Consider the following 12,583-nt stretch of genomic DNA (forward strand, 5'->3'; position numbering starts at 1 on the left):
CAGCCGCCGCATCAGTCGAGTGAGGAATGGCACCGATGCCTGAGTTCGAGTACACCGATCTGCTCCCCATGGGAGAGGACACCACCCCCTACCGGCTGGTGACCTCCGAGGGTGTCTCCACCTTCGAGGCCGACGGGCGCACGTTCCTCAAGGTCGAGCCGGAGGCGCTGCGCAAGCTCGCCGAAGAGGCCATCCACGACATCCAGCACTACCTGCGGCCCGCGCACCTGGCCCAGCTGCGCCGGATCATCGACGACCCGGAGGCGTCCGGCAACGACAAGTTCGTCGCGCTTGACCTGCTGAAGAACGCGAACATCGCGGCGGCGGGCGTCCTGCCGATGTGCCAGGACACCGGTACGGCGATCGTCATGGGCAAGCGCGGACAGAACGTGCTGTCCGAGGGCGGCGACGAGAAGGCGCTCAGCAAGGGCATCTACGACGCGTACACCAAGCTCAACCTCCGCTACTCGCAGATGGCTCCGCTCACCATGTGGGAGGAGAAGAACACCGGCTCCAACCTGCCCGCGCAGATCGAGCTGTACGCCACCGACGGCGGTGCCTACAAGTTCCTCTTCATGGCCAAGGGCGGCGGCTCGGCCAACAAGTCGTTCCTGTACCAGGAGACGAAGGCCGTCCTGAACGAGGCCTCCATGATGAAGTTCCTGGAGGAGAAGATCCGTTCGCTCGGTACGGCCGCCTGCCCGCCGTACCACCTGGCGATCGTGGTCGGCGGTACGTCCGCCGAGTACGCGCTGAAGACCGCGAAGTACGCCTCCGCGCACTACCTCGACGAGATCCCCGCCGAGGGCTCCCCGCTCGGGCACGGCTTCCGCGACAAGGACCTCGAGCAGAAGGTCTTCGAGCTGACGCAGAAGATCGGCATCGGCGCCCAGTTCGGCGGCAAGTACTTCTGCCACGACGTCCGCGTGGTGCGTCTGCCGCGGCACGGCGCCTCCTGCCCGGTCGCCATCGCCGTCTCCTGCTCCGCCGACCGTCAGGCCGTCGCGAAGATCACCGCCGAGGGCGTCTTCCTGGAGCAGCTGGAGACCGACCCGGCGCGGTTCCTGCCCGACACCACGGACGAGCACCTCTCCGCGGACGACGACGATGTCGTGAAGATCGACCTCAACCAGCCGATGGACACGATCCTCGCCGAGCTGACCAAGTACCCGGTGAAGACCCGGCTTTCGCTCACCGGTCCGCTGGTCGTGGCCCGCGACATCGCGCACGCCAAGATCAAGGAGCGGCTGGACGCGGGCGAGGAGATGCCGCAGTACCTGAAGGACCACCCGGTGTACTACGCCGGGCCCGCGAAGACCCCGGAGGGTTACGCGTCCGGCTCCTTCGGTCCGACCACGGCCGGCCGCATGGACTCCTACGTCGAGCAGTTCCAGGCCGCCGGCGGCTCCAAGGTGATGCTGGCCAAGGGCAACCGCAGCAAGCAGGTCACCGACGCGTGCGACGCGCACGGCGGCTTCTACCTCGGCTCGATCGGCGGCCCGGCCGCCCGGCTCGCCCAGGACTGCATCAAGAAGGTCGAGGTCGTCGAGTACGAGGAGCTCGGCATGGAGGCCGTCTGGAAGATCGAGGTCGAGGACTTCCCGGCGTTCATCGTGGTCGACGACAAGGGCAACGACTTCTTCCAGGACCCGGCTCCGGCGCCGACGTTCACGACGATTCCGGTGCGGGGCCCCGGGCTGGCGTAACCGCCTGTCCAAGCCGTCTGAGCAATGAGAGGCGGCGGGGGACAACTTCCCCCGCCGCGCTCTAACCTGAGGGGCAGTCACTCTCGGGGGAGCGTTCATGGCGTCTTTCGACCAGTCCGGCTGGCAGCTCCAGAACAGCCGGGTCTACAACATCGCGGGGAACCTGACGCTCACCGAGCACAGCGGCCCGCGTGAGTTCGCCGAGGTGGTGGCCGAACTCCAGTCCCGGGTCCGGAAGTTGACGGACGTGGCGGAGGCGGAGCGGGAGGCCGTCAACACGGAGCTGGCCGAGGCGCTGGCGGGCGGCGAGGAACCGGCGGCCGAGCGGCTGACCCGCCTCGCGGAACGGCTGCGGGACCTCGGCGGCAGTACGGCCGCCGCCACCGAACTGGGCAACTCCGTGGACGCTCTGGCCCAGTGGGCCGGACGGCACTTTTGATCGGCCCCGCACCATGCGGGGCGCCCCCGACTTCGAACAGCCGGCCTGGCAGCCGGGCACCGTCATCAACGCGGGCGTCTACCAGGCGGTCCAGCAGCCCGCCCGGGGCGCGGCTCCCCCGCCGCCCTCCGACGACCCGCAGTTCCGCAGCGCCCTGGCCCGGCTGCTCCTGCGCAAGCTCACCTCCACGCTCGACGAGATCCACTGGCTGGACGACGAACTCGTCGAACTGACCGCCATCGTCGAGGACGTGGACGGCTACCCCGCCACCCGCCGCCGTGGCCTGCTGCGCCGCCGCGGCCGCTACGCCACCAGCCCCCTCAGCCAGGCCCTGACCCGCCCCAAGACCGACCTGATCCTCCTCCAGGGCCAGGCCGGGTCCGGCAAGAGCGTCGCGCTACGGCAGTACGCGACGACCCAGTTGCGCCAGATCGCCGAGGGCCGCGCCGCCCCTGACGCCCCGCTGCCCGTCTACGTCAACCTCCGTGAGCTGCACGCGAAGCCGCACGAAATCACCACGGAGCTGCTGCGGCGGTACATCATGGAGCAGACCGGGCCGCGGGGCAGTGCCGACATCGCCGCGTACTTCACGCACTGCTTCGCCGACGACCTGCGCGAGCGCCGGGTCACGCTCCTTCTCGACTCCTTCGACGAGATCCCGGCGGTCCTCGGCAGCGCGACGGTGGACGCGGTGGTCGCGCCGTACGTGCAGACCGTGATCGAGCTCGTCGGGGGTGGCGGGCGTTGTGTGGTCGCGTCGCGGGAGTACAAGGGGCTGCGGGCCAACGGCTGGACGCGGCTGCACATCCTGGGCCTCTCGCCCCAGCAGCAGGAGGACTTCCTGCGCCGCGTCGGCCTCGACCAGCGGGAACTCGGTTTGCTCCAGCCGCTGTTGACGGACCCGCGGCGCGGTTTCACGGCCGAGGCGCAGAACCCGCTGAGCCTGAAGCTGCTCGCCACCTACGTGCAGGCCCACCATGCCCTGCCGGACCGGCCGAGCACCCTGTTCGCCGACTACGCGGCGCTTCGGCTCCGCGCCGTCCTCGGCGAGGCTCCGGAGGTCCAGCAGCGCCTGGCGGACTTCCTGGCCCGCTTCGCGTTCCGGCTCACGGCGTCCGGCGGCGGACTGTCCGTGGACGAACGCAGCCACCACGAGGACCTGGTGAAGGTGGCGGAGGAGGACCCGGGCACGCGCGTACTGCTGATCCGAGCCCTGTCCGAGTCCCGCATCCTGGTCTCGTCGGGCCGCCGCGTCTTCTTCGGCCACCGCCGGGTCCAGCAGTACTTCGCCAGCAAATACGTCGCCGACCACCCCGACGCCGTGGCCCCGCACGAGCTCGCGACGAACGGGCGGTGGCGGGAGACGGCGGTGACCGTCCTCCAGGACGGCGCACCGGAGGTCACCGAGCCGCTGCTGGGGGCGTTGGCCGAGGTCCTGGCCGCCGAGCGGACGGACGAGGCGGTGTTCGAGTGGTCTCCGGCGGCTGTGCACTGTCTGGAGCTGCTGACGGCGGCGTATCAGGGGCGGGCGGAATGGCCGTACGAGACGGTACGCCCGCTGGTCGAGACGCTGGTCGCCACCGCGTGGGAACGGGGCAGCGTGAGCGACCGCAAGTTCGCGCTGGACTGTCTTCCGCTGCTGTCGGAAGAGGCGCGGGAGCGGTACATCGACCGGGCCTTCGCGGGAGAGAGCGGGTGGCTCAGGACTACGGCGCTGCGGGATTGCGCGACGTTGCCGACGCTGTCGCCCGCGATCCAGGAGTCCATCCGGCGGCTGCTGATCACGATGCTCGGGCAGAAGGTGGCTCCTGCGGAGGCGCATGCGATCAAGGCGGATCTTCAGCGGATTCGGGGGGACGAGGATCTGGTGAGGGTGCGGAGAGTCGTGGAGCGGGTGCCGCTGGGGGTCACGGTCCTGGCTGTCGCCTACTTCTTGTCGCTCTTGTACGACGGGCTGGATGCCGTGTCTCTGTTGCTAGGTCCGACGTTCTTCGTCGCTCTGCCGCTCACCTCGTTCTGGCTCTTCCAGTCGTCCCAGCCCCTGTCGTACGGCGTGGCCAAGAGCCGACTGCGCAGGTTCGTGGAGGAGACCTTTCGCCGCTGGGTCGACCTGAAGGAGGTCGAGTTGAGCACCACCTCGTACCTCAAGGGCCTCAGCGGCTTCGCCGTCGGCTCGATCGGGGTGCACCTCACTCTGATGGTGTTCGGCCTGGTACGTGGCAGCGTTCTGCTCGCTGTGTTCCCTGTCCTCAGCCTCCCCCTCGCCGTCTACATTCTGCTGTGGGGACCAAGCACGCTCTTTGTCATACGGCATGGCTGTTCCGCTCGGGACCTTGGTGTCGCAGGGCTGGCTCGCACACCGTGGACAGCTCTCCGGGTGGAAGAACACCCCGCTAACGGAGTATTCAAGGGCTCCTGGTTCGCCCGTGGGCTCCGCGTGGTGAGGAAAACCGGGCCTACCCTCGTGGCTGCGGGCACGTTCATCGGCGGGATGGCCTATCTGATCATCCGCTTCACCTTGGCCTTCGGCTTGATCTGGGGCTGCGTGATCGGGCTCGGAGCCATCGTGTTCCTCGTAGACCTATCCCGCGCCCTCCTCCGCCAGCTCCTCAGCCGCCGCCGAGTAACCCGAGCCGCCGAACGAGGCTCCGTCGGCGGCCCCGCCTTCTTCTCCGCCCTCCATGACCTGCGCGACACCGCCGAAGCCGCCGAGTACGTCCGCCTCGTCCGTGCCGTCCCCCGGGCCGAGCCGCTCGCGCTCGACCGGCAGGCCCTGCGCCGTTACATCGCGGAGCTGCCCGAGACCGACAGTGAGCTTCTCGATGAGCTCGGGCGGCTCGACGAGCAGCTCAGGACCCGGTGAGCGTCAGTCGCTCAGGTCGAAGTCGAGCTTCTGGTACGCGCCGTCATCCGTGAAGTGGATCTGGCCGCTCGCCCCGCGGTAGTCATCCGTGCCGCCGGTGACCGCCGCGTCGAACGGAGGCTGCTCCTCCTCGGTCAGCGGCACCGTCATGAGCACCTGCGCGGTGATCTGCCCGCCGGACAGCACGAAGGTGCCGAGACACTGGATGTCCAAGGGGTTGCCCGTGCGGACGACCGTGCAGGTGACGCCGTCGCGGCCGACCTTCTCGCCGCCTTTCTCCTCGTAGAGGTCATCGGCGAAGGTGAAGCTGTCACCGACCCTGGGAAGCTGTTGCGGTTCCTCCTCCTCGCCCGCGACCTCCCTGGCGTAGAGGGTGAAGTCGTCCTCCTGGGCCGACGCCGGGGCCGCGGCTACGAGGGCGGTCGCTGCCGCCAGGCCCACGCCGAGTGCGCAGAGCGTCCTGATGGTGCGGAGCATGTCCGGCCTCCTGTGGGGTGGCGACCCCCCTGCGCTCTCCCTCATTGTCCGGCGGTGTTCCGAACCCCGCCACGGAACATCCTCGGCCGCCCCAGCGCTGTACCGGTCATGACCGACTACCGCATCGAGCACGACTCCATGGGCGAGGTCCGGGTCCCCGCCGACGCCAAGTGGCGGGCCCAGACCCAGCGGGCCGTGGAGAACTTCCCCATCTCAGGGCAGCGCATCGAGCGGGCCCATATCGAGGCCCTCGCGCGGATCAAGGGCGCCGCCGCGAAGGTGAACGCTGAGCTGGGGGTGCTCGACGAGCACGTGGCCGTAGCGATCCAGGAAGCCGCCGCCGAGGTCGCCGAGGGCCAGTGGGACGAGCATTTCCCCGTCGATGTCTTCCAGACCGGCTCCGGGACCTCGTCCAACATGAACACCAACGAGGTCATCGCCACCCTCGCGAGCGAGAAGCTCCAAAGGGACGTCCATCCCAATGATCACGTCAACGCCTCCCAGTCCTCCAACGACGTCTTCCCCTCCTCCATCCACATCGCCGCCACCGCCGCCGTCACCCGTGATCTCGTGCCCGCCCTGGAACACCTCGCCGGATCCCTGGAACGCAAGGCCGAGGAGTTCGCGGACGTCGTGAAGTCGGGGCGGACTCATCTCATGGATGCCACGCCCGTCACCCTCGGCCAGGAGTTCGGCGGGTACGCCGCCCAGGTCCGGTACGGGATCGAGCGGCTCCAGGCCTCCCTTCCCCGGCTCGCCGAGCTGCCGCTGGGCGGTACCGCCGTGGGGACCGGGATCAACACTCCCCCCGGGTTCTCCGCCGCCGTCATCGAGGAGGTCGCCCGGGTAACGGGGCTGCCGCTGACCGAGGCCCGCGACCACTTCGAGGCGCAGGGTGCCCGGGACGGCATCGTCGAGATCAGCGGGCAGCTGCGGACCATCGCGGTCGGGCTGACGAAGATCGCCAATGACCTGCGCTGGATGGCCTCGGGGCCCAGGACCGGTCTGGCCGAGATCAGCCTTCCCGATCTCCAGCCCGGGTCGTCGATCATGCCGGGCAAGGTCAATCCGGTCATCCCGGAGGCCGTGCTGATGGTCGCGGCGCAGGTCACCGGCAACGACGCCACCGTCGCCACCGCCGGAGCCGCCGGGAACTTCGAGCTCAATGTGATGCTCCCGGTGATCGCGAAGAATGTGCTGGAGTCGATCCGGCTGCTGGCCAATGTGTCGCGGCTGCTCGCCGACCGGACCGTCGACGGCATCGTCGCCGACCGTGAACGGGCCCGCGAATACGCCGAGTCGTCACCCTCCGTGGTCACCCCGCTGAACAAGTACATCGGGTACGAGGAAGCCGCCAAGGTCGCCAAGAAGGCGCTCGCGGAACGCAGGACCATCCGTCAAGTCGTGCTGGAGGGCGGTTATGTGGAGCGCGGCGACCTCACCCTCGCTGAGCTGGACGAAGCCCTGGATGTCCTGCGCATGACGCGGCCGTGACGTTTCGCGCCGCGAGCGCGAACCGTGACGTTCGCCGCAGCGTCGTCATTGAGTGACACCTAATATCTGTGCATGGCGGACGACGGAGCGATGACGACAGTGGAAGCGGGCAGTACCACCACGTACTGGGCGCCCGGGAGTCACATCCTGTGGCGGTACCGGGAGAACGCCGGCGCGCGCTTCCACATCGTGCGTCCGGTCACCGTCGTCCGGGACGACGCCGATCTGCTGGCCGTATGGCTGGCGCCCGGGACCGAGTGTCTGAAGCCCGCGCTCGCCGACGGCACCCCCGTGCACCAGGAGCCGCTGCACTCGCGGTACACGAAGCCGCGGACGGTCCAGCGGGGCCGCTGGTTCGGCACCGGGGTACTGAAACTGGCCAGACCTGGCGAGCCGTGGTCGGTGTGGCTGTTCTGGGAGCCGGGCTGGCGGTTCAAGAACTGGTACGTGAACCTGGAGCAGCCGCTGGCCCGTTGGGCGGGCGGAGTGGATTCCGAGGACCATTTCCTGGACATCTGTGTGTACCCGGACCGCAGTTGGGGCTGGCGGGACGAGGACGAGTTCGCGCAGGCCCAGCAGGACGGACTGATGGACGCCAGGGCCGCCGAAGGGGTGCGGGAGGCCGGGCGGGCCGCCGTGGAAATGATCCGCTCCTGGGGGCGGCCGTTCACGGACGGCTGGCAACACTGGCGCCCCGACCCGTCCTGGGCTGTACCGTCACTGCCGGAGGACTTGGACCGTACGCCCGCGCACGTGTCCTCATGAGACCCTTGATGCGCCCCCGGGCAGGAACCGTAGGATCGTCTTCCGCAAGGGCGCGCGGCGGCAACTAGGGGAGCGCACAGCGGGATTGACCGATCGTCACCGAGGGGCGGCAGGACGTGAGCGAGAGGTACCACGGCAACACCGGTACGGGCGGCGCACAGCCCGCCGGTGACACAGGAACAACCTCTGGCCACGCCGGAATCCCGTTCCTGGGGCACGTATTGCGGGTATCGGGACTTCGGCGGGACGAACGACACGCCCCGGACGGATGGATGCGACTCGCGTGACGGAGCAGCCGACCTCCTACGAGCGCCCCCCGGGCGCCGACCCCGCGGACAGCCGCGGGGCGCTCCTGCGTACCCCGACACCGCCCCGCGCGCCCGGCGCCGCCGCGTTACCCGCGCAGGCGCGCACCGGCGAACCGCCCTCCACCCCGGGCACGACCGCACCGTCCGGCAACGACAAGGCCCCCGTGAGCAACGGTCCCGAGCATGCGCAGCCCTCCGCCGCCGCGGAGGCCGACACCCATCGCCCCCGGCCCGTCCCGGAGGGCATCCCGCCCCAGCCGGGCACCGAGCCGGCTCCGGAGGAGCGCCGCAGCGGCCAGGGCGTGCAGCCCGGCCGGCCCACGCCCATGCGGCGGGACGGCGACCGGCTGCGGTTCGTGGGCGCCGCGACCCGGCGGATCGCCCGCGGTATCGACCTCGACGAGATCGTGATGGGGCTGTGCCGGGCCACCGTGCCGACCTTCTCCGACGCGATCCTGGTCTATCTGCGCGATCCGCTGCCGGTCGGCGACGAGCGGCCCACCGGGCCCGTCGTGCTGCGGCTGCGCCGCACCGACCGGATCCCGGAGGAGCGGGACACCGAGGGCTTCCTGCCCGTCCCGGGCGTGCCGGAGCCCACCGAGCTGGCCGAACTGTCCGCCGTCACCGCCGAGTTGTGCGAGGTGCAGCCCGGCGGCGCGCTCGCCGAGGTGCTGCGCGGGGTCCGTCCGGTGTTCGCCGACGCGCCCGCCGCCCATGCCGCGCTGCCCGAACTCCTGGGCGAGGACGGCCAGTTGGTGGTGCCCACCGGACAGCGCGCGATTCTCGCCCCGCTGCGCGGCCGGCGCCGGGTGATCGGCGCCGCGCTCTTCCTGCGCCGCCCCGAGCGCATCGCCTTCGAGGCGGACGACCTGCTGGTCGCCGCCCAGCTCGCCACGCACAGCGCGCTCGGCATCGACAAGGCGGTGCTGTACGGCCGTGAGGCGTACATCGCGGACGAGCTCCAGCGCACCATGCTGCCCGAGACCCTGCCCCGGCCGACCGGCGTACGGCTCGCCTCCCGCTATCTCCCGGCCGCCGAGACCGCGCGCGTCGGCGGCGACTGGTACGACGCGATCCCGCTGCCGGGCAGCCGGGTGGCGCTGGTGGTCGGCGATGTCATGGGCCACTCCATGACCTCCGCGGCGATCATGGGCCAGTTGCGTACGACGGCCCAGACGCTCGCGGGCCTGGACCTGCCGCCGCAGGAGGTGCTGCACCACCTCGACGAGCAGGCCCAGCGGCTCGGCACCGACCGGATGGCGACGTGTCTGTACGCCGTCTACGACCCGGTCTCGCACCGCATCACCATCGCCAACGCCGGTCACCCGCCGCCCGTGCTGCTGCATCTGGGCGGGCGGGCCGAGGTGCTGCGGGTGCCGCCGGGCGCGCCGATCGGGGTCGGCGGCGTCGACTTCGAGGCCGTGGAGCTGGACGCGCCGGCCGGTGCGACCCTGCTGCTCTACACCGACGGTCTGGTCGAGTCGCGGCTGCGGGACGTGTGGACCGGGATAGAGCAACTGCGCGAGAAGCTCGCCGCGACCGCGCAGCTGACCGGTCCCGACCATCCGCCGCCGCTGGAAGCGCTGTGCGACGAGGTGCTCGACATGCTCGGCCCGGGTGACCGGGACGACGACATCGCGCTGCTCGCCGCCCGGTTCGACGGGATCGCGCCCAGCGATGTCGCGTACTGGTTCCTGGAGCCGGAGGACGCGGCGCCTGGCCGTGCCCGACGGCTGGCCCGGCGGGCCCTGTCGCGCTGGGGTCTTGAGGAACTCAGCGACTCCGTCGAGCTGTTGGTCAGCGAGGTCGTGACCAACGCCGTGCGGTACGCCTCCCGGCCGGTCACGCTCCGGCTGCTGCGCACCGATGTGCTGCGCTGCGAAGTCGGCGACGACGTGCCGCAGTTGCCCCGGCTGCGGCAGGCTCGCGCCACGGACGAGGGCGGGCGGGGGCTGTACCTGGTGAACAAGCTGGCCCGGCGGTGGGGGGCCACACGGCTCAGCACCGGGAAGGTCGTGTGGTTCGAGCTGAACCGCGGATGAGCTGAGAATTGGGAAGAGGCCGGTCCCCCACTCGGGGACCGGCCTCTTCGGCTATCTCTCCTGGTCCGGATCGACCGGATCCTCCGGGATGTCGTCCGTCGGGGGCTCCGTCGTCGGTTCCTCCGTAGTCGGCTCGTCCGTCGGGGGCTCCGTCGTCGGCGTGTTGGTCGGCGTCTGGGTCGGGGTCTGCGTCGGCGCCTGGGTCGTCGGGGCCTGGGTGGTCGGCTCCTGCGTCGGCGTTTGGGTCGGCTCCTGGGTCTTCGTCGGCGTCCAGGTCGGCTCCACCGCCGCGCCCTGGTCGGTCTCGAGGTCGAACTCGGCGTCCGTGTCGGTCACTCCGAACATGTACGCCGCCCAGATCGAGGCCGGGATGCCGCCGCCGTTGACCCGGCCGGTGCCGGGCAGGGTGCCTGTCGCGCCCTTCATGTTGACCTGCTTGCCGGTCTTGTCGTCCTCGCCGAACAGGCCGACCGAGGTCACCAGGTCCGGTGTGTAGCCGGTGAACCAGGCCGACCGGCCGAAGTCGGACGTACCCGTCTTGCCGGCCACCTCCTGGCCGTCCCGGGCCGGGTTCTCGCGCACCGAGCGCCGGGCCGTACCGTCGTCGACCACCCCGGTGAGCACCGAGGTCACGGTGTCGGCGGCCTCGCGGCTGAGGACCTCCTCGCCGATCGGGTCGGGCATCTCGACCGTGCGGTTGTGCTGCTCGGCGGACTTGATGATGCTCGGCGTGACCTGCTTGCCGTGGTTGTCGAGGGTGGCGTAGACCCCGGCCATCTGGAGCGGGCTGGCGCCCATGGTGCCGAGCGTCTGCGCGGGCACCGCCTGGAGGTCGTCGTCCATGCCGAGGTCGGCGGCGGTGTCCATCACCTCGTCCATGCCGACGTCGATGCCCATCTGCGCGAACACCGAGTTGACGGACTTGTTCATCGCGGTCTGGACGGTGACGTCGCCGTAGGAGACGTTGTCCTCGTTCGGCGGGGCGAAGCCGACCTTCTTGCCGTCGGCGTCGACCGCCGGTCGCTTGCTCGTGCCGTCGTAGACCGTCTTCGCGCCGATCGTCTGACCGTCCTGGTTCTCGGCCTCGTTCTCCAGGGCGGCGGCGAGGATGACCGGCTTGAACGTGGACGCCGGCTGGTAGTCGTTCCTGGTCGCGTTGGAGCGGTAGTGCTTGAAGTAGTCCTTGCCGCCGTAGAGGGCGACGATCTTCCCCGTCTTGGGGTCGACGGAGACGGCGCCCGCCTGGATGTCGCCGTCGACGGGGCGCTCCTTGTCGTCCAGCTTGCTGGTCAGCTCGGCCTCGACCGCCTTCTCCAGCTGGGCCTGCTTCTTGGGGTCGATGTTCAGGGTGATGGTCCAGCCCTGGGACTTGACCTGGGTCTCGGCCTCGGAGCGGGAGATGCCCTCCTGCTCCATCAGCTGCTCCTCGAGCTGGTTGTTGGCGAGGTCGACGAGGTAGCCCTTCTGGCCCTCGAGACCGGCGGCGGCCTTGGGCTCCCTGGGCTTCGGGAACTTCATCGACTGACGCTCGGAGGAGCTGAGCCAGCCCTCCTCGACCATGTTGTCCAGGACGTAGTGCCAGCGGGCCTTGACGAGTTTCTTGCCGGTCTCGGAGGCGACCGCCCAGTCGTACTGGCTCGGCGCCTGGAGCAGCGCGGCGAGATAGGCGCCCTGCTCGACGTCCAGCTCGTCGACGTCGACCCGGTAGTAGGCCTGGGCCGCGGCCTGGATGCCGTAGGCGTTGCGACCGAAGTAGCTGGTGTTGAGATAGCCCGCGAGGATGTCGTCCTTCGACATCTGGCGGTCCACCTTCAGCGAGATGACCAGCTCCCGCAGCTTGCGGGTGACGGTCTGCTCCTGGGTGAGGTAGTAGTTCTTGACGTACTGCTGGGTGATCGTCGAACCGCCCTGCGCGCCCTTGCCGCTGAGCGTGTTGATCAGGCCGCGTGCGGTGCCCTTGAAGTCGACGCCGGAGTCCTTGTAGAAGGACTTGTTCTCGGCGGCGACGAAGGCGTTGCGGATCTCCTCGGGCACCTTGGACAGGTCCACGATCTCGCGGTTGACCTTGCCGTCGCGGGCGAGGACCGAGCCGTCGCTGAACTTGTAGACGTTGCTCTGGAGCCGCGCGGCGGCGTTGCCCTTGGGCACGTCGACCATCAGGTAGAGCACGATGAACCCGCCGATGCCGAGCAGGCACAGGCCCAGGAACGTGCCGAGGATCTTCTTCCAGGTGAAGAACCGGCGTATGCCGCTCTTGCCGGCCACGCCCGACGAGCGGTGACGCTGGGGCGCCGCGCGGCGGCCACCGCGCTGCCGTGCTCGTCTCTCTTCCGCTCGTCCCATGAGTCCGATCCGCTCCGCTTCGCTCTCTTGTGCACTGATGCCACACAGGTTCGCCGCTCAGGTCAGCTCAGAAAGCTAACACCGGGAGTTGTGACAAAGGGCTGCCGATCCGGCCTTTTACGGACGTGACAATCAGCACCCGTTTC

The 12,583-nt window shown here is 69.8% G+C and carries 8 protein-coding genes; 6 read left to right on the plus strand and 2 right to left on the minus strand.

Annotated features, from left to right (window positions below; all coding sequences use genetic code 11):
• Positions 1-35: 35 nt before the first annotated feature.
• From BN159_RS16375 to BN159_RS16385, 3 genes are all read left to right on the plus strand, one after another.
• Positions 36-1,706 carry a fumarate hydratase gene (locus BN159_RS16375; RefSeq protein WP_015658106.1) on the plus strand — a complete coding sequence of 557 codons (1,671 nt, stop codon included), beginning with the start codon at positions 36-38 and terminating at the stop codon, positions 1,704-1,706.
• Between the two features lie 97 nt (positions 1,707-1,803).
• On the plus strand, positions 1,804-2,145 hold the full coding sequence (locus tag BN159_RS16380) for a hypothetical protein (RefSeq protein WP_015658107.1): 342 nt from the start codon (positions 1,804-1,806) through the stop codon (positions 2,143-2,145).
• A gap of 13 nt (positions 2,146-2,158) precedes the next feature.
• Positions 2,159-5,008: an NACHT domain-containing protein gene (locus BN159_RS16385; protein WP_015658108.1), complete on the plus strand. Its 2,850-nt coding sequence runs from the start codon at positions 2,159-2,161 to the stop codon at positions 5,006-5,008.
• Between the two features lie 3 nt (positions 5,009-5,011).
• On the opposite strand, the gene BN159_RS16390 is transcribed toward BN159_RS16385, so the two are convergent.
• Positions 5,012-5,485 (minus strand): allene oxide cyclase barrel-like domain-containing protein, encoded by a 474-nt coding sequence (locus BN159_RS16390; protein ID WP_015658109.1) that lies wholly within the window; start codon positions 5,483-5,485, stop codon positions 5,012-5,014.
• 108 nt (positions 5,486-5,593) lie between these two features.
• Here BN159_RS16390 and BN159_RS16395 point away from each other — a divergent pair, with 108 nt between their 5' ends.
• From BN159_RS16395 to BN159_RS16405, 3 genes are all read left to right on the plus strand, one after another.
• A complete protein-coding gene (locus BN159_RS16395; RefSeq protein ID WP_015658110.1) occupies positions 5,594-6,979 on the plus strand; it encodes a class II fumarate hydratase in 1,386 nt (461 codons plus the stop codon).
• Positions 6,980-7,051: 72 nt separating this feature from the next.
• Positions 7,052-7,744, plus strand: coding sequence for a cytidylyl-2-hydroxypropylphosphonate hydrolase (gene fomD / locus BN159_RS16400; protein ID WP_041819400.1), 693 nt, complete (start codon positions 7,052-7,054; stop codon positions 7,742-7,744).
• Positions 7,745-8,012: 268 nt separating this feature from the next.
• On the plus strand, positions 8,013-10,094 hold the full coding sequence (locus BN159_RS16405) for an ATP-binding SpoIIE family protein phosphatase (RefSeq protein WP_015658112.1): 2,082 nt from the start codon (positions 8,013-8,015) through the stop codon (positions 10,092-10,094).
• Between the two features lie 51 nt (positions 10,095-10,145).
• Here the strand turns inward: BN159_RS16405 and BN159_RS16410 are convergent, their stop codons facing one another.
• The gene (locus BN159_RS16410) at positions 10,146-12,437 is read right to left on the minus strand and encodes a transglycosylase domain-containing protein (RefSeq protein ID WP_015658113.1); all 2,292 of its coding nucleotides are present in this window, start codon (positions 12,435-12,437) and stop codon (positions 10,146-10,148) included.
• Between the last annotated feature and the right edge of the window lie 146 nt (positions 12,438-12,583).

It is taken from the genome of Streptomyces davaonensis JCM 4913 (assembly GCF_000349325.1).
GTDB lineage: Bacteria > Actinomycetota > Actinomycetes > Streptomycetales > Streptomycetaceae > Streptomyces > Streptomyces davaonensis.

What these genes read in the sequence shown, in the direction of transcription:
- BN159_RS16375 (WP_015658106.1), top strand. Translation starts at nt 36, where the DNA reads ATGCCTGAGTTCGAGTACACCGATCTGCTCCCCATGGGAGAGGACACC.
- BN159_RS16380 (WP_015658107.1), top strand. Translation starts at nt 1,804, where the DNA reads ATGGCGTCTTTCGACCAGTCCGGCTGGCAGCTCCAGAACAGCCGGGTC.
- BN159_RS16385 (WP_015658108.1), top strand. Translation starts at nt 2,159, where the DNA reads ATGCGGGGCGCCCCCGACTTCGAACAGCCGGCCTGGCAGCCGGGCACC.
- BN159_RS16390 (WP_015658109.1), bottom strand. Translation starts at nt 5,485, where the DNA reads ATGCTCCGCACCATCAGGACGCTCTGCGCACTCGGCGTGGGCCTGGCG.
- BN159_RS16395 (WP_015658110.1), top strand. Translation starts at nt 5,594, where the DNA reads ATGACCGACTACCGCATCGAGCACGACTCCATGGGCGAGGTCCGGGTC.
- fomD (WP_041819400.1), top strand. Translation starts at nt 7,052, where the DNA reads ATGGCGGACGACGGAGCGATGACGACAGTGGAAGCGGGCAGTACCACC.
- BN159_RS16405 (WP_015658112.1), top strand. Translation starts at nt 8,013, where the DNA reads ATGGATGCGACTCGCGTGACGGAGCAGCCGACCTCCTACGAGCGCCCC.
- BN159_RS16410 (WP_015658113.1), bottom strand. Translation starts at nt 12,437, where the DNA reads ATGGGACGAGCGGAAGAGAGACGAGCACGGCAGCGCGGTGGCCGCCGC.